The 18,553-nt window shown below is 43.0% G+C and carries 15 protein-coding genes; 12 read left to right on the forward strand and 3 right to left on the reverse strand.

Annotated elements, in window-relative coordinates; translation table 11 throughout:
* The first annotated feature begins 35 nt into the window (after positions 1–35).
* The 3 genes from corC to VCA1004_RS07930 all read left to right on the forward strand — a co-directional run bounded on the left by corC (position 36) and on the right by VCA1004_RS07930 (position 4,211).
* Complete coding sequence (gene corC / locus VCA1004_RS07920) at positions 36–944, forward strand: CNNM family magnesium/cobalt transport protein CorC (protein ID WP_086983330.1); 909 nt, start codon at positions 36–38, stop codon at positions 942–944.
* 38 nt (positions 945–982) lie between these two features.
* A complete protein-coding gene (gene lnt / locus VCA1004_RS07925) occupies positions 983–2,503 on the forward strand; it encodes an apolipoprotein N-acyltransferase (protein WP_086983327.1) in 1,521 nt (506 codons plus the stop codon).
* Between the two features lie 235 nt (positions 2,504–2,738).
* Positions 2,739–4,211, forward strand: a complete 1,473-nt coding sequence (locus tag VCA1004_RS07930; protein WP_086983321.1) for an anion permease — start codon at positions 2,739–2,741, stop codon at positions 4,209–4,211.
* 135 nt (positions 4,212–4,346) lie between these two features.
* On the opposite strand, the gene VCA1004_RS07935 is transcribed toward VCA1004_RS07930, so the two are convergent.
* The 3 genes from VCA1004_RS07935 to VCA1004_RS07945 form a co-directional block, all read right to left on the reverse strand.
* The gene (locus tag VCA1004_RS07935; protein WP_086983318.1) at positions 4,347–5,471 is read right to left on the reverse strand and encodes a M20 family metallopeptidase; all 1,125 of its coding nucleotides are present in this window, start codon (positions 5,469–5,471) and stop codon (positions 4,347–4,349) included.
* A gap of 60 nt (positions 5,472–5,531) precedes the next feature.
* Complete coding sequence (gene dcuC / locus VCA1004_RS07940; protein ID WP_086983315.1) at positions 5,532–6,902, reverse strand: anaerobic C4-dicarboxylate transporter DcuC; 1,371 nt, start codon at positions 6,900–6,902, stop codon at positions 5,532–5,534.
* 416 nt (positions 6,903–7,318) lie between these two features.
* Complete coding sequence (locus tag VCA1004_RS07945; RefSeq protein ID WP_086983313.1) at positions 7,319–7,801, reverse strand: zinc ribbon-containing protein; 483 nt, start codon at positions 7,799–7,801, stop codon at positions 7,319–7,321.
* A gap of 138 nt (positions 7,802–7,939) precedes the next feature.
* Between VCA1004_RS07945 and leuS the strand changes: the two genes are divergently transcribed.
* From leuS to VCA1004_RS07990, 9 genes are all read left to right on the forward strand, one after another.
* Positions 7,940–10,534 (forward strand): leucine--tRNA ligase, encoded by a 2,595-nt coding sequence (gene leuS / locus VCA1004_RS07950; protein ID WP_086983311.1) that lies wholly within the window; start codon positions 7,940–7,942, stop codon positions 10,532–10,534.
* A gap of 186 nt (positions 10,535–10,720) precedes the next feature.
* Positions 10,721–11,386: an LPS-assembly lipoprotein LptE gene (locus tag VCA1004_RS07955; protein ID WP_232012582.1), complete on the forward strand. Its 666-nt coding sequence runs from the start codon at positions 10,721–10,723 to the stop codon at positions 11,384–11,386.
* Between the two features lie 5 nt (positions 11,387–11,391).
* On the forward strand, positions 11,392–12,444 hold the full coding sequence (gene holA / locus VCA1004_RS07960) for a DNA polymerase III subunit delta (protein WP_086983309.1): 1,053 nt from the start codon (positions 11,392–11,394) through the stop codon (positions 12,442–12,444).
* A gap of 98 nt (positions 12,445–12,542) precedes the next feature.
* A complete protein-coding gene (gene rsfS / locus VCA1004_RS07965) occupies positions 12,543–12,860 on the forward strand; it encodes a ribosome silencing factor (RefSeq protein ID WP_086983307.1) in 318 nt (105 codons plus the stop codon).
* Between the two features lie 26 nt (positions 12,861–12,886).
* Positions 12,887–13,357 carry a 23S rRNA (pseudouridine(1915)-N(3))-methyltransferase RlmH gene (rlmH, locus tag VCA1004_RS07970; protein ID WP_086983305.1) on the forward strand — a complete coding sequence of 157 codons (471 nt, stop codon included), beginning with the start codon at positions 12,887–12,889 and terminating at the stop codon, positions 13,355–13,357.
* A gap of 6 nt (positions 13,358–13,363) precedes the next feature.
* Positions 13,364–15,265, forward strand: a complete 1,902-nt coding sequence (gene mrdA, locus VCA1004_RS07975) for a penicillin-binding protein 2 (protein WP_086983303.1) — start codon at positions 13,364–13,366, stop codon at positions 15,263–15,265.
* A 1-nt stretch (position 15,266) separates the two neighbouring features.
* A complete protein-coding gene (rodA, locus tag VCA1004_RS07980; protein WP_086983301.1) occupies positions 15,267–16,388 on the forward strand; it encodes a rod shape-determining protein RodA in 1,122 nt (373 codons plus the stop codon).
* A 4-nt stretch (positions 16,389–16,392) separates the two neighbouring features.
* Entirely contained in the window at positions 16,393–17,175 is a 783-nt protein-coding gene (locus VCA1004_RS07985; protein ID WP_086983299.1) for a septal ring lytic transglycosylase RlpA family protein, read from the forward strand.
* 148 nt (positions 17,176–17,323) lie between these two features.
* A complete protein-coding gene (locus VCA1004_RS07990; RefSeq protein ID WP_126000527.1) occupies positions 17,324–18,511 on the forward strand; it encodes a serine hydrolase in 1,188 nt (395 codons plus the stop codon).
* The last annotated feature ends 42 nt before the right edge of the window (positions 18,512–18,553 follow it).

The following is an 18,553-nucleotide window of genomic DNA, read 5'->3' on the forward strand; positions in this document are numbered from 1 at the left end:
CAGACCTATACATTGATATTGATTAAAGAGTAAACATGAACGACAGTACCTCGCCTTCTCAGCATGAAGGCAACAATGATAAATCTGAAGGTCCCAGTAGAAAATCCTTCTTTGAGCGCCTAACTCACCTCTTCCAAGGTGATCCTAAAGATCGACAAGAGTTAGTCGAAGTATTCCGTGATTCAGAAGAAAATGATCTCATTGATCCTGATACGCGCGATATGCTCGAAGGAGTGATGGAAATATCTGAAATGCGTGTGCGCGATATTATGATCCCGCGCTCACAAATGATCACCATCAGTCGTGATTATGACCTAGCGTCATTAGCCGCGTTAATCATTGATGCAACCCACTCTCGCTATCCTGTGATCAATGAAGATAAAGATCACGTGGAAGGCATTTTGCTTGCTAAAGACCTCTTACGCTATTTGGTTTCCGATAGCACAGAGTTCGAGTTAAGTGAAGTTGTTCGACCTGCTGTTGTCGTACCAGAAAGTAAACGTGTTGATCGTCTCTTAAAAGAATTCCGAGAAGAGCGCTACCACATGGCCATCGTGGTGGATGAGTTTGGTGGTGTGTCAGGTTTAGTCACCATCGAGGATATCTTAGAAGAAATTGTTGGCGAAATTGAAGATGAATTTGATGACGAAGAAGCGGCCGATATTCGTCAACTGAGTAAACATACCTTTGCTGTCCGAGCTCTCACCGATATTGATGATTTTAACGATGCGTTTAATACTCAGTACAGTGATGAAGAAGTCGATACAGTGGGTGGCTTAGTAACACTTGCGTTTGGGCACCTGCCTGAGCGAGGCGAAGTGATTGAATTAGATGGGTATAGTTTTAAAATTACCGCGGCAGATAATCGCAAAATCATTCAATTACAAGTCACCATTCCAAATAATGCTGAAACCAATATCGACGCAGAAAGCCAAGATAGCTGACTTTCACAATACGATTAAGTAGCGAACCCAATAACTCTATGAAAACCATTTGGATCTCGCGCCTTGGGCAGCTAATGTTAGCTGCCCTTATTGGTGCCATAACAACCTTAGCGTTTGCCCCCTTTTCTTACTGGCCTATCGCTATTCTTAGCCCTTTCGTTTTATTACTTATCCTCAACAATCACAGCACCAAAATGGGCTTTTGGATTGCCTTTGCATGGGGGATAGGACAATTTGGTACCGGCATCAACTGGGTGCACGTCAGCATTGATACCTTTGGAGGAATGCCTAAGCCCGCGAGTGTGTTATTGATGGCACTCTTAGTCGGCTACCTAGCCTTATATCCGGCACTATTCGGGGCTTTACTCAATCGCTTTTTTCCTAAAACAACCGCCGTACGCTTAATCATTGCCGCCCCTATTTTGTGGTTAATCACCGATTGGCTACGTGGTTGGGTATTTACTGGTTTTCCTTGGCTCTGGCTGGGTTACAGTCAAATTGATAGTCCTTTAAATGGCTTTGCCCCCGTTTCTGGTGTCGAATCCATCACGCTGGCAATTTGGCTGATTGCTGGTAGCTGTGCATTTACCCTTTTGAGCAAGCAATGGCGCTATCTCTTAATGCCACTCAGTATTTTTGTGGTGAGCTTTATCTTAAATCAAGTTCACTGGGTCAAGCTCGACCCGAGTACTAAGACATCATTTGCCCTAATCCAAGGCAATATTGATCAAAAAATGAAATGGCTTCCTAGTCATCGTTGGCCAACGTTACGAAAGTACACCGACATGAGTTATGCCAATTGGGATTCTGATATTGTGATTTGGCCAGAAGCGGCGATTCCAGCGTTAGAATCTGATTTACCGGCTTTCTTACGTAATCTCGATATGGCGGCAAAAACAAATAACAGCGCGTTGATCACTGGAGTGCTTTCTCAAGATAGCATGGGAGGTTTTTACAATAATGTCCTCACGCTTGGGGCTAATGAACAAGGCCCGTATAACTATGAGACGGCAAAGCGCTACAGCAAACATCATTTATTACCATTTGGAGAGTTTGTACCTTTTGGGGATCTATTGCGCCCGATTGCTCCATTTTTTAATTTACCCATGTCCTCATTCCAACGTGGAGCTTACTTGCAACCGAATTTAATTGCTCATGGCCGACACTTATTAGCGGCGTTGTGTTATGAAATTATTTTCAGCGATCAAGTTCGTGATAACGTCACTCAAGAAACGAATTTCATTTTGACCTTATCCAACGACGCTTGGTTTGGCCATTCGATTGGCCCGCTACAGCACATGGAAATCGCCCGCATGAGAGCTTTAGAGCTGGGTAAGCCGTTAATTCGTGCCACCAATAATGGCGTTACTGCGGTGACCGATTACCGTGGAAAAATTATTAAACAAGTTCCACAATTTCAAACCGAAGTCTTAAAAGCCGACGTTACCTCAACCACTGGTAATACCCCTTATACTTTTATCGGCTCTTGGTTACTCTACCTTTGGTGCGTTATCGGCTTAGCTCTGGCTTGGCAACTTACCCGTAAAAAACAACATTAAATTATTAACGATAAACTGTTATACATATCGCGCCAGTTTAATTAACTTGCGCGGTATTTTTTTTACGACTAGCAACATTTCATATTCATCTCTTTGATCTTAGATAAATAAATCAACGCTAACGCAAACAAAAAAACGAACTCTGAAAGCAGTTCATAGTGTCGATAGATAACTATCGTTCTCTTTAGATGACTGATTTATAATTATTCTAATATTAATCATGAGAGAGTTCTGTATGAACGCATTCAAACCACTTCCCATGTTTATCGCAACGATGATAGCTGCGGTCATTTGGTTTAGTCCTCCACCTGAGGGCGTTACCGTACAAGCTTGGCATCTGTTAGCATTATTTATTGGCACCATTGCAGCCATCATAGGTAAAGCGATGCCCATTGGGGCTTTATCTATTGTTGCGATCACTTTAGTGGCTATCACCGGTGTCACAGTGGATCCTTCCGTAGCCAATCCTCAAAAGCAATCCATGGCAAATGCATTAAGTGGCTTTTCCAACAGCTTAATTTGGCTGATCGGCTCTTCTATTATTATTTCGCGAGGCTTAATCAAAACCGGATTAGGGCACCGAATCGGCTATTGGTTTATTTCTTTGTTTGGTAAAAAAACCTTAGGCATTGGTTATGCCCTCAGTTTTGCTGAATTGACCATCGCCCCTATCACGCCAAGTAACACCGCGCGCGGTGGCGGTATTATCCACCCGATCATGCGCTCCATCGCCGAAAGTTTTTCATCAAAAGGACACGATGAGTCCTCCAAAAAAATTGGCGAATATCTCGCCTTAGTCAACTACAACGCCAACCCAATTACTTCCGCGATGTTTATTACCGCCACGGCCCCTAACCCTTTGGTGGTTGATTTGATCGCAAAAGGGACTGGACTTGATATTCATATCACTTGGGGACAATGGGCATTAGCTGCGTTATTACCCGGCTTAGTCGCCTTAATAGTGATGCCTTTGGTTTTATATTACTTCTTTACTCCAGAGGTAAAATCCACGCCAAACGCCTCACAATTTGCAAAACAGAAACTGGCAGAGCAAGGGCCTATTTCGCTCAATGAAAAAATCATGCTCGGGGTCTTTTTCATGCTCTTAGTCTTGTGGGCGGGTATTCCGGCTTGGATATTAGGGCCAGAATATAAAGTAGACGCCACCGCGGTGTCTTTTATTGGCCTATCAGTATTACTGTTAACCGGTATTTTAACTTGGGATGATGTCTTAAAAGAAAAAGCCGCTTGGGACACCATTATTTGGTTTGCCGCCTTAGTCATGATGGCGGGCTATTTGAGTAAATTAGGTTTGATCTCCTGGTTTGCCACTCAAATTCAAACTAACGTCAGTGTTCTCGGTTTGCCTTGGTGGGGAGTGACCATTTTACTGTGTTGTGTGTATTTTTATGCGCACTACTTCTTTGCCAGTACCACAGCCCACATTACAGCCATGTTTGGGGCCTTCTTTGCTGCAGGTTTAGGATTAGGCGTACCTCCGATGTTCTTAGGTTTAGCTTTGGCCGGTGCCTCATCGCTGATGATGTCTATCACCCATTACGCAACTGGTACGGCCCCTATTATCTTCGGTTCTGGTTATGTCTCTCTAGGTAACTGGTGGAAAGCCGGCTTTATCATGAGTATTGTTAACCTGTTTATTTGGAGTGTTGTCGGTAGCTTGTGGTGGAAAGTGTTAGGCTTTTGGTAAGCTTAAGCCTTCATCAATCTTCGCTTTTAGTTAACAGCCGCCCCCTATTAGTTAATAACCAACCCCTATAAAAAAGCAGCCCAACATCTTCGCGCAATGTTGGGCTGCTTTGTTCTTCTCTAACTCTTATCGCGGTTAGAAACTTTTCAAGACACTGGCTAATAAATCGATACGAGGCTTAATTGAATCAATCAATAAATATTCTTTATCAGAATGGAAACCAGCCCCCATCGGCCCAAAACCATCTAAGGTTGGAGTACCGACATTCGCAGTAAAGTTACCATCAGAGCCGCCGCCAGCATCTTCCCAACCGTATTGAATCCCCAATGCTTCGGCTTTCTCACTGACCAATTTGATCATCTCTTGTGTCGCGTCAGTTGGTTGCATCGAGGGTTTGAAGGCTAAACGCTTCACTTCCACACTCGCTCCTTGTTCAAACGGTGTTTTTGCCATCTCACGCAATCTGTTATCAATCGCTTCAGCTTCTTCATTACTCCAAAAACGTAAATCTACCGTTGCCTTGGCATAATCAGGTACGACGTTAACCGCAAGACCGCCTTCAATAATACCGACGTTCATGGTAGTGCCGGTTTCAAGGTTTACTAAATCTTTAATCGCAAGTGACCAATGGCTGAGCTCATAAATCGCAGACACCCCATCTTGCAAGGCTGAACCCGCGTGAGAGGCAACGCCTTTAAACACTAATTCATACTTAGCATTCCCTTTACGAGAGCGGATCAAATTGCCACTGACGCGAGCCGCTTCACACACCAATACGCGCTGACTTTTCTTCGCCATGGCTTCAATCCAAGAACGAGAATATAAAGAGCCAATTTCTTCATCACAGTTGAGTGCCACCACAATGGCTAATTTATCTTTTTCTTCCTCAGTCAATTGTTGCAGCGCATACCAAGCACTTAAAATGCCGGATTTCATATCTGAGGTGCCAGGGCCATAGATTTTTTCCTTATCATAAGTCAGTGGACGTTGCGCCACTGTACCTTCAGGAAAAACTGTATCCATGTGACCGCTCAGCATAACATCATACTGATCGGCATTCGGCTTGTTGGTGATTTCAAGACAAGGACCCGCTTTATCATCCACATGATGACGCGTGACCGTAAAGCCAATTTGCTCAAACATTGGGGTCAGAATATCCGCAATTTTCGCCACCCCTTGTGGCGTGCGGGTCCCACAATCGACATTGACTAAGGCTTCTAATTGTTTGATATACGTTTGAAGATCAAATTGTTGAGACATTTTGTACTCCTTAAAAGAAAAAAGCTCACCAAATAGCGAGCTTTTACAAATCAATAATCGTTAGGCAGCCATCATTGGCACTAAGAACACGGTGCCAATAATCACTGTCATCAAACCACACATCACCGGAACAAAAGTTCGTTTCACCACTTCAAATGGATTCACTTGTCCCATACCAGACGTCGCCACAATCACACCAGAAACCGGTGAAATCGTACGACCTAAATTCGACGCTTGTAACATAGGAATGATCAAGAACGCTGGGTTAATCCCCATTTTGGCCGCAAGTGAGGGCGCTAATTCAACAAACGCATAGAAAGACGCATTCCCCGATCCGGTGGCCACTGAGGCAGCAATAGTAATGGTGGTCAATAGCAGCATCAATGCCACCGCCCCAGCTCCAGCATTGTTTGCCAAGCTCAATAAGCTATCAATCGCACCAACCGACATTAAGCCTTGCGCAAATAACCCAGCCCCAACTAACAGCATTACCACACCTTTAAATGCATCGGCCATGCCTTGATAACACACTTCTAAATCCTCAACCGCTTTCTTACCATCAAAGCGATTAGAGACATAATGCACAACTGCACCAATGAAAATTGATAACACCACAATAGTATAAATATCGAGGCTCATTCCTGGGATGGTTTGACCATTAAAAAGGAATACTCCAGCAATCGGTAGAAATGGCAAGATGGAGTAATAGGCAGGCGCGCTAACATCAATATGCGATAAATCGATTTTTTCCATCGGTGTATTGTTTTTCTTATCGAGATATTTATTCCAAAAGAAAGCCGCAATCGCCATCACAATGATGGCAGAGATTGACACAGGTAACACGGTTTCAACCGCAAAGATATGCAGAGGAATGCCAGATTTTTGCGCGGCAATCACCACATCCCCTGATGTTGGCGATAAAATAATAGCGGCAGGAGAAGCACACACTGCTACCGCAGCGGGGCGAGAGATACCCATTGCCGTCATCATCGGAAATAAGGTTGCCATCAATAATACCCCGAGTCCTGTTGCTGAACTCACGGCCAATGACATCAAGCAAGCCACAATATAAGCCGCCACTAACAGAATGTAAGGCGACTTAATAAACGCAAGGGGCTTAGAAAACTGCTTAACCACAATATTGTTAGCGCCAATATGGGTCATATAAGAAGCAAACCCACACAACAGCATAATTTGGAGCCCTAAACCGCCATTGTAATTTTGTAGTGAGTTTTTTAAGAAAAATAATGCGTCGGTAAAGAAGTTACCCGTTGACTCCATCCCCGCAGGAAGAACAGTATGCCCTAACGGCTTAGCCAGTAACAATAACACCGTACCTGCGGTTAATAGCACACCAGTCGGTTTATAACCTTTAACAATAAAGTAGCCCACCGCCATCGTCACGATAAAGCCGATAAAAAGTTCTAGCATAGATGTTTGCCTTTTAAAAAAAGAAGCTTCACGGTGAACACTTCTTGATTGACGTTGTTTTTAATCCACGCAAATTAACAAAAGGCAACACATCAAATATTATTTCTTATCAATTTTTATGCTTATAGCGATAAATTTAGGCGTTTTGTGTTAAATCCCTCCAACTAATTCTTAGCGCATTTAACATCAAAAACTCAACCAGCCAACATAACAGCAATATTTACCGCTAAAAAACAAGATAAAGTACTGGGGGTTTAGTTGCATTAGGTCTTAAATAACATTAAGCCTTAAATAAAATTAGGCCTTTAATAACATTAATCCTTGAAAGCCCCCCTCCCCAACCTTAAAAAAATCCTGTCTTCAGAAACTCATATTTTAAAAAAACTCCGATTTAAAGAAACTCCCATTTAAAGAAACTAAGGCTTTAACGGCACACGAGTGAACGCGTGATTCTGACATTGAACACAAGGCGTTATTTCACAGGCGTGGGTATATTCTTGTCGATGGCCGCATTTTTCACACACTAAGGCTCCAAGCCCAATCACATCGCCAACTTGATATAACCCTTTATGCTCAATATCTTGAAAAACCTCTAACCACTCAATTTGAGTTTTGTCGGTAATATCCAATAGCCCTTCCCAAATCGATTCAGAAATCACATCACGAAAGGGATCATTCTCGAGTGCCTCTTTATCTTTTTTATAATTATCAGAAAACTCTTTAAGATCGGACTTCACATATTCATTGATTAAAGCGAACTCATCTTTTGTCATATCTTTAGTGGCTTGCCACATCTGTTTGGGCGTCTCTAAGGCTTTATCTAACTCTTTGGGAGCCAGCTTTAAGCTTTCAATGACCTGTTCAAGTACCTTGTTATAATCTTGATTACGTTTCGTCATATCGATCTCCTTGGCATCAACTTAAGTAGAGGGGCATATTAGCTATTGTTGAGCGCAACCCCTTTAAGGTATTCTATGCTGATCAAGTATTATCGGTTTTAACCGAACTCACAAATCTACGATAACCGGACATCATCGATGCAAGAGCATAAAGTGAAATTATCAGAACATTATAATCCGCAAGATATTGAGCCGAAGGTTCAACAATACTGGGATAACAACAAAACATTTGAAGTAACTGAAGATCCAAGCAAAGAAAAATTCTATTGCTTATCGATGTTCCCTTACCCAAGTGGCCGACTACATATGGGCCATGTTCGTAATTACACTATCGGTGATGTGGTTTCACGCTACCAACGTCTGCAAGGCAAAAACGTAATGCAACCAATTGGTTGGGATGCATTTGGCCTTCCAGCTGAAAATGCCGCGGTTAAAAATAAAACCGCCCCTGCGCCGTGGACGTATGAAAACATCGAATACATGAAAAACCAGCTTAAATTGCTAGGCTTTGGTTACGACTGGAAACGTGAATTCGCCACATGTACACCAGAATATTACCGTTGGGAACAAGAGTTCTTCACTAAGCTGTATGAAAAAGGCTTGGTTTATAAAAAGACCTCTTCAGTCAACTGGTGTCCAAACGACATGACGGTTCTTGCCAACGAACAAGTTGAAGATGGCTGTTGCTGGCGTTGTGATACCCCTGTAGAACAAAAAGAAATTCCACAGTGGTTCATCAAAATTACTGAATACGCACAAGAGTTACTAGACGATTTAGACAATCTAGACGGCTGGCCTGAGATGGTAAAAACTATGCAGCGCAACTGGATTGGCCGCTCTGAAGGCGTTGAGTTAACCTTTAAAGTGAACGGTCAAGCGGATCTAGAAGTGTATACCACGCGCCCTGACACACTAATGGGTGTGACTTATGTGGGTATCGCTGCTGGTCACCCTCTTGCGGCTATTGCTGCACAAAACAACCCAGAGCTTGCCGCTTTCATTGATGAATGCAAAAACACCAAAGTGGCAGAAGCTGAATTAGCCACCATGGAAAAGAAAGGCATGGACACCGGTCTCACCGCCATTCATCCGCTAAATGGTAAAGAAGTCCCTGTCTTTGTCGCTAACTTCGTATTAATGGATTACGGCACGGGTGCTGTAATGGCCGTTCCAGCTCACGATCAACGTGACTTTGAATTTGCGACTAAATACGGTCTCAACATCGAAGCTGTCATTCTTGATGAAGAAGGCAACCAACCGAACGTATCAGAAGCAGCACATATTGAAAAAGGCAAACTGTTCAATTCTGGTGAATTTGACGGTCTTGATTTCCAAGATGCTTTTGATGCGATCGCAGCCAAATTAGAATCTGAAGGTAAAGGTAAGAAAACCGTCAACTTCCGTCTACGTGACTGGGGCGTATCTCGTCAACGTTACTGGGGCGCGCCAATTCCAATGGTGACCACTGATGACGGTGAAGTACACCCGGTTCCAGCAGATCAACTTCCAGTTATTCTACCTGAAGATGTGGTCATGGATGGGGTCACTAGTCCAATTAAAGCGGATAAAGCATGGGCTGAAACTACGTTCAATGGCGAACATGCCTTACGTGAAACGGATACCTTTGATACCTTCATGGAATCATCTTGGTACTATGCACGTTACTGTTCTCCACAAGCCGATGACATTTTAGATCCAGAAAAAGCCAACTACTGGCTACCTGTTGATCAATATGTTGGTGGCATCGAGCACGCGTGTATGCACCTATTGTACTCGCGCTTCTTCCACAAACTATTGCGTGACGCAGGCTATGTCACTTCTGACGAACCCTTCAAGCAACTACTTTGCCAAGGCATGGTATTAGCGGATGCCTTCTCTTTCACGACCGAGAAAGGCGGTAAAGAATGGGTTGCACCTACTGATGTTACCGTTGAGCGTGATGGTAAAGGCCGCATCATTTCAGCGGTAGACAACCAAGGTCGCAACGTGGATCACTCTGGCATGATCAAAATGTCGAAGTCGAAAAACAATGGTATTGATCCACAAGAAATGGTGGATAAATACGGTGCCGATACCGTTCGCCTATTTATGATGTTTGCTTCACCAGCCGATATGACGCTTGAATGGCAAGAATCTGGCGTTGAAGGTGCAAACCGTTTCCTACGTCGTGTCTGGAAGCTAGTCGGTGACCACACATCAAAAGGCGAAGTAGAAGCATTAGAGGTTTCAGCATTAACCGCAGATCAAAAAGCGCTACGTCGTGATGTTCATAAAACCATTGCTAAAGTTAGCGATGATGTTGGCCGTCGTCAGACCTTCAACACCGCGATTGCTGCCATCATGGAATTAATGAATAAGCTTGGTAAAGCACCGCAAGAAAACGCTCAAGACCGCGCGATTCTTGATGAAGCACTGAAAGCCGTAGTGCGCATGTTGTACCCTATCACTCCACATATTTGTCATGAATTGTGGAACGCATTAGGTGAAACGGATGTCGATACCTGTGAGTGGCCAAGCTTTGATGAAAAAGCACTGGTTGAAGATGAAAAACTGATCATTGTTCAGGTTAACGGTAAGCTACGTGCTAAATTGACCGTGCCAGCAGATATCAGCAAAGACGATATTGAAGCTATGGGTTTAAGTGACGAAAACGTGACTAAATTCACTGATGGTTTAACCGTGCGTAAAGTGATCTACGTACCGGGTAAACTGTTAAATATCGTTGCGAACTAATTTTAGTTTTTATAACAACAGGTTACACTTCAAAGCGTAAATGGGCATCACGTCCATTTACGCTTATCTTATGGGCTTTCTCATTTCATCGGTCTTGAAATCATCAAACGATAATTTGAAAGCGCATACGATAAGCGTTCCATCGCTTAAGCAACTTATTTTCTAACCGACTAGAGGTATTACTTAGTGGCACATTTGTTTTCTCGCGCTCATGTCCGTTTTTTCGCCATTATCAGTCTCGCTATGATGACCACAGCTTGTGGCTTCCACTTTCGCGGTAACTACCTTTTGCCTGATGAAGTCTCCACCATCTCAGTCACCAGTTTCGATTCTTATAATGAAATTACCCGTGATGTGCAAAAGCAATTACGTTTAAATGGCGTTAACATTGTGAGCCCTGCAACTGACATCGCCAACCTTCATTTACTTTCAGAAAGTGACAGTAGCCGCACCTTATCGCTTTATCAAAATGCGCGAGCGGCAGAATACGAATTGTCTTACCAAGTTAGATATCAAGTGGTCGTACCGGGTTATGACAAAAAAGCTTTTAACGTCAATATCACTCGTAGCTATTTAGATAACCCTCTTGCGGCGTTAGCAAAATCGGTTGAAAAAGACATGATTTTAAGTGAAATGAAAGATCAAGCAGCAGAACAAATCGTCCGTCAAATGGCGCGTTTAAAAGCACAGCTTGCAGTCACTCCATCGGATCCCGATCAAGATGACGCTCAGTCTTTCCCAACCGATCCTGATGCTGCCACTCAGAGTGAAACCACAGATATTGATGAAGGTGTACAACAGACGACCACCATCAATCAAGACAACACTGACAGTCATGTAGAGAGCCATTAATCTCAATGCGTATATTTGCAGATAAGCTGGCCGACCATTTAACTCGTCAAACCTTTCCCATTTATCTCTTAATGGGAAACGAACCGCTGTTATTACAAGAAACTAAAGATTTACTGCATCACCATGCAAAACAAAAAGGCTTTTTAGATAAGCAACGCTTTACTCTTGATAAAAACATTGATTGGAACCCGATTTTTGATTGCTGCCAAGCGCTCAGCCTGTTTTCGAATCAACAAATCCTTGAGCTTGAGATCCCAGAATCGGGTCTCAGTGCCGCCAATGCTAAAGAGTTAGTGACTCTCACCAGCCAATTAAATCCCGATATTCTGCTGATCGTCATAGGCAATAAATTAACGCGAGCGCAAGAAAATACCAAATGGTTTAAAGCGCTACATCAACATGGCGTATTGGTCAGTTGTAATAGCCCAGACTTACGTCAATTACCTCAATTTGTTCAACAACGATGTAAAAAATTGAAGTTAATGCCTGATGGTGAAGCAATACAAATGCTGGCTCAATGGCATGAAGGGAACTTATTGGCGTTAGCGCAAAGTTTAGAGAAACTGGCTTTACTTTACCCTGATGGTAAATTAACCATGCCAAGAGTTGAAGCTGCATTAAGCCGCCACAATCACTTCACTCCATTTCAATGGGTGGATGCTTTGCTAGCAGGACAAGCTAAACGAGCACAACGAATTTTGCGGCAATTACAAGCCGAAGGCCAAGAAGCGATTATTTTGCTCCGTACCTTACAAAAAGAGCTGTTCTTTTTAATTGAAATGAAAACAACCTTTGAGCAAGGGCAAGCCCTCGGTAAAATTTTTGATCAACATCGAGTGTGGCAAAATAAACGCCCACTCTACAGTGCCGCACTTCAAAGGCTCACCTTGTCGCAATTGCGCCGCTATATCCATTTGTTATGCGCTTTAGAGTTATCGGTAAAAACCACGTTCGATCAAGACCCTTGGCCAGCGTTAAGCCAACTTTCTATCGAATTGTGTCAACCGAATGTTCAATTACCTAGTGCCAGTATTCATAACCAATCAAAGCCTTGGTAGAATATTTATCTAATCGTAAATAACACTAAGCATTACCTGTTCAAAAAACTCGTTTCTACATACCATTAAGAAACAAAAATTATTTAAGAGATCATATTTTGCAACTAAATGAATTAAAAAACTTCCTCGCAGATAAAGCCGATGATATGAAAGCAGAAAACATCATTACTCTTGATGTGAAAGGCAAATCCAGTGTCACCGATTACATGATTGTCTGTACTGGCACCTCAAAGCGCCATGTTGCCTCTATCGCCGATAATGTCGCAAAAGAAGCCAAAACAGTTGGAATAGAACCTCTTGGAATTGACGGTGAAGCCGAAGGTGAATGGGTCGTTGTCGACCTCGGTTCCGTGATGATGCACATTATGCAAGAAGGCCCTCGTGATTTGTATCAGCTAGAGAAACTTTGGGGCTAACGCTCACCAAGTCATTGGAGAAATAAGTGAAAATTCAACTTATTGCAGTCGGTACAAAAATGCCTAAATGGGTCGAAGACGGGTTTTATGAATATCAACGCCGCTTCCCAAATGATATGCCTTTTGATCTTGTCGAAATTCCAGCAGGAAAGCGGGGGAAAAATGCCGATATTGCTCGTATCCTACAAAAAGAAGGTGAAGCAATGTTAGCGGCCGTGCCTAAAGGTAACCGCATTATCACTTTAGATATTCCCGGTAAACGTTGGGATACCAATGAATTAGCGTCTCAACTTGATGCTTGGAAATTGGATGGCAGAGATGTCTCAATTTTGATTGGTGGCCCTGAAGGACTGGCTCCTGCTTGTAAAGCCGCCGCCGATCAAAGCTGGTCTTTATCTCCTTTAACCTTGCCTCACCCTATGGTGCGAGTCATTATGGCTGAAAGCCTGTATCGTGCTTGGAGTGTGACAACTAATCACCCGTATCATCGAGAATAGTGACCAATGAGACGCAAACGTAGCCCAATACGTGATTATACTGCGGAAGCCAAACTTTTTACGCGACGCGCCATTGTGGCGTTTGTGGGCATCATGGTATTGGTCGGCATTTTGCTGGCCAATCTCTACTATATTCAAGTCAAGCAATATCAAGACTACAAAACTCGCTCCAATGATAACCGTATAAAAATCGTTCCGATCGCTCCGAACCGTGGTTTAATCTACGATCGTAATGGTCATTTATTAGCCTCAAACCGCCCTGTATTTAATTTAGAAGTCACCCCTGAAAAGGTAAAAGACATCGATAAAACCATTGCCGAATTACGCAAGATTTTACCGATCACAGACGAGCAAATCGAAGCCTTTCAAAAAGAACGTACCCATATTCGACATTACAAACCGGTGCCCTTACTCACCCAGCTCAGTGATGAAGAAGTGGCTAAATTTTCCGTCAATCAATATCAATTTCCTGGGGTTGAAATTACCGCCGCCTTAAAGCGGTATTATCCGTATGGCGAAGTGCTTACTCACGTATTAGGCTATGTCTCTCGTATCAATGACCGTGATATTCAGCGTTTAACCGAAGAAGATAAAGTCTCTAATTATCAAGCAACCCGAGATATCGGTAAGCTAGGTATTGAGCGTTATTATGAAGATGTTTTACACGGTACATCAGGCTACCAAGAAGTTGAAGTCAATAGCCGTGGGCGTATTATCCGCACGTTGAAATATGTTCCGCCGGTCCCAGGTAAAGATATCGTGTTAAATCTCGATATTAATCTACAAAAATACGCATTTGGCTTAATGGACGATCGTCGTGGCTCAATCATCATTCTCGATCCTAAAGACAATGGTGTGTTAGCGATGGTTTCAAGCCCAAGTTATGATCCAAATGCCTTTGTGCATGGTATCAGTAACAAAGCCTACCGGGATTTACTCAATGACCCTGATCGCCCATTAGTGAATCGTGCCACATTAGGTATCTATCCCCCCGCTTCTACCGTCAAACCTTTTATCGCCGTGTCGGCCTTAACAGAAGGAGTGATTACTCCTAAGACGACCCGTAATGACCCTGGTATCTGGTATATTCCGCATGCCCGTAACCACAAAGGTTATCGAGATTGGAGCCGTTGGGGACATGGCGTCGTAGATGTCAAAAAAGCCATCGAAGAATCGGTGGATACTTTCTTTTATCAAGTGGCGTTTGATCTTGGAATAGACAGACTGTCGACTTGGATGAATAAATTTGGTTTTGGTGAATATACCGGTATTGATATTCATGAAGAAAGCAGCGCTAATATGCCGACACGTGACTGGAAAATGGCGCGTCATCGTACGCCTTGGTATCAAGGGGATACTATTCCCGTCGGTATCGGGCAAGGTTATTGGACAGCCACGCCAATGCAAATCGCTAAAGCATTATCCGTCTTGGTGTCACACGGCAAAGTGAGGGCTCCTCACCTTTTACGTGCCACCATAGATAAAGAAAAGCCAGATCAAAAACCGGTTCTGAGCCCAATAAAAACCTTCCCTTCCATTGATAATGTGAAGACATCTGATTGGGAACTCGCCGAAGAAGGCATGCACCTTGTTGCGACAGGTTCTCGTGGTACTGCTCGTCGTGCCTTCTATGGTGCGAAATATGAAGCAGCGGTCAAATCAGGTACGGCGCAAGTCTATGGCCTTAAAGAAGGTGAAAAATATAATGCTTCTGAAATTGCAGAACATTTGCGCGACCATGCCTTATTAATGGGGTTTGCACCACTAAAAGATCCCAAACTGATTGTCGCCATGGTACTTGAAAATGCCGGTGGTGGTTCTGGTGTCGGTGGTCCAATTGCCCGAGAAATTTTTGACCATGTCTTGGTTGAGTCTAAACAACAAGCCAGTAAAGAGGATAAAAAGTAGTATGAAAATGGATCCTGCTACCGGTCAAAATCGTTCATTCTTCGATCGAATCCATCTCGATCTCCCCTTGGTACTTGGTATTTTATTATTAATGGCAATGGGGCTGGTTATTATGTACAGCGCCAGTGGCCAAGATTATGTCAGAATGGATCAACAAGCGATGAGGATGTTACTTTCTCTCATCGTGATGTTCTGTCTGGCTCAAGTGAATCCAAGAACCTTAGAATCATTCGCACCAATAATGTATCTCATGGGCGTCACCTTATTGTTGGGGGTATTGCTGTTTGGTGAGATTTCTAAAGGAGCACAACGTTGGCTAGACCTGGGCTTTATTCGATTCCAACCTTCCGAGTTTCTCAAACTAGCCGTGCCTTTGATGGTGGCACGATATATAGGTAAGCGTCCGTTGCCTCCAACCTTCAGAGTGCTTATCACTTCATTAGTATTGGTTTGTTTGCCTACCATACTGATCGCAAAGCAACCCGATTTAGGTACGTCTATTTTAATCGCCGCCTCTGGGATTTTTGTGATCTTTCTTGCGGGTATCAGTTGGAAAATCATTTTTGCCGCCGCTGCCGCTATTGGGGCCTTCATCCCTATTCTGTGGTTCTTCTTGATGCATGAGTATCAAAAAACTCGGGTAAGAACGCTGTTTAACCCTGAATCGGACCCATTAGGCGCTGGTTACCATATTATACAAAGCAAAATTGCTATCGGCTCTGGTGGGCTCACGGGGAAAGGTTGGTTACATGGTACTCAATCACAACTCGAATTTGTGCCAGAGCGTCACACCGATTTCATCTTTGCGGTCATTGCAGAAGAATGGGGAATTATCGGTGTCACGGTATTGCTCTCGGTCTATTTATTCATTATTGCCCGCGGGCTTTACCTTGCCGCGCAAGCTCAAACGGCTTTTGGACGAATGATGGGTGGTAGTATCGTATTAAGTTTCTTTGTGTATGTATTTGTAAATATTGGTATGGTCAGTGGCATTTTGCCAGTGGTCGGTGTACCTTTGCCTCTGATTAGTTATGGGGGAACGTCCATGATCACCCTACTGGCTGGATTTGGTATTTTAATGTCCATTCACACTCATAGAAAAATGCTTTCAAAGGCGAATTAAAATCATGAAAAAATATTATCGCTACGGCCTGTGGATGGCCTTTATGATCCTAGCAGGATGTTCATCATCTAATGACCGTTATAAGCTCTCTGATGATGTCGCACCTGAAGACCCTATTTCTGTTGCCAACATTGAAAATGCCCACCCGCGCTATGAACCATTTAGCCGCAGTGGCAATAAAGACTATACCTTACGAGGTAAACACTATCAGATAGTGAAAGATCCGACAGGCTTTACTCAATCTGGCTACGCTTCTTGGTATGGTAAAAAATTTCATGGTCACTTAACCTCTAATGGTGAAGTCTATGACATGTATTCTATGTCTGCAGCCCATAAAACCCTACCAATCCCGAGTTATGTCAAAGTAACTAATACCGCTAATGGTAAAACTGCGATTGTCAGAATTAATGACCGAGGCCCTTTTCATGATGGTCGAATCATTGATTTAAGCTACGCTGCTGCTTATAAGCTGGGTGTCTATCAAGCAGGAACCGCCCCCGTAAAAATCGACTACATCAGCGTGGCAAAAACAAACGTGGATCACGCCTATTCAAAAGAAGAATACTTGATTCAAGTGGCGGCGGTATCAAATGCGGAAAAAGCGCGAACTTTAGCGGTCAATCTTGGTCAAAAGTACTCCGCACAATATAGTGTGGAAACACAGAGCAAAATACATCGAATTATGTTGGGGCCTTGGAAAGATCAAACCGCCGCCAATAAAGTGTTACATCAGCTTCAACAAAATGGTTATGGTTCTGCTTTTATGAAACATAAAACACGCCAATAACCGATACAATAAGTTTCGCCCTTTGTCGTCTTGCGGTTAAACGATATTGCCAGTTTTCGTCGTCTTGGAACCATATCTGATTTATAGAAAAGTTTCTGATAGAATACGGAAAATCTATGTTCACCTAAATATTGATTGCATTTATCACATGAAAAATACGGCTAAATATCTTACATCTTTGCTAATGCCAACATTAGCACTTTCTGCATCATTGGTTTCATTGAATGCGTCTGCAGCGGATCCCATTGTTGTGCCTAACGCACCTGAAATTGCCGCTCAAAGTTTTGTTTTAATGGATTACCATTCTGGCAAAATTTTAGCAGAAAAAAACATGGATGAGCGTCGCCACCCAGCGAGCTTAACCAAAATGCTGACCAGCTATGTTATCGGACAAGAAATCAAATCTGGCAGTATTTCACGCTCTGATGAAGTAGTGATCAGTGAAAATGCCTGGGCTAAAAACTTCCCAGATTCATCAAAAATGTTCATCGAAGTGGGCAAAACCGTCACTGTAGATGAACTAAACCAAGGTATTATCGTTGATTCAGGTAACGATGCTTGCGTAGCAATGGCAGAACACATTGCCGGTTCTGAGGATTCTTTTGTAGATCTTATGAATCAGTGGGCACAAAAAATTGGCATGGTAAACTCTCACTTTGTCAACGTTCATGGTCTGGATAATGATGAACACTATTCAACGGCACATGACCTTGCTATTTTAGGCGCAGCGTTAATTCGCGATGTACCAGAAGAATACAAAATTTACGCTCAAAAATCGTTCACTTATAACGGTATCACTCAATACAACCGAAATGGTTTATTGTGGGATAAAAGCATGCACGTAGACGGCATTAAAACCGGTCATACTGATGGTGCGGGTTACAACTTAGTAACCTCAGCAACTGAAGGTGATATGCGTCTAGTGGCTGTAGTGATGGGCACAAAAAATGAAAATGCCCGTAAAGCTGAAAGCAAAAAACTATTAAACTTTGGTTTCCGTTTCTTTGAAACCGTTGCACCACACAAAGCCAACGAAGAGTTTGTAAAAGAAAAAATCTGGATGGGTGACAAAAGTGAGATCTCACTTGGTGTAAAAGAAAATACTTACGTTACGGTTCCACGTGGACAAGCGAAAAATCTTTCTGCTAGCTTCGTTCTTGATAAAGAGCTAAAAGCTCCTATCAATAAAGGCGATGTCGTCGGTAAACTGTTCTACCAATTAAATGGTAAAGATGTCGCAGAATACCCACTTGTCGCTCAAGAAGAAGTAAAAGAAGGTGGTATCTTCAGTCGCATGATCGATTACATTGTGCTGTTATTCAAAAGCTGGTTCTAATCTTTAGTAACCAATGTAGTGACCCATTGCTGGGATAACCAC

The sequence above is a fragment of the Vibrio aphrogenes genome, from assembly GCF_002157735.2.
Lineage (GTDB): Bacteria > Pseudomonadota > Gammaproteobacteria > Enterobacterales > Vibrionaceae > Vibrio > Vibrio aphrogenes.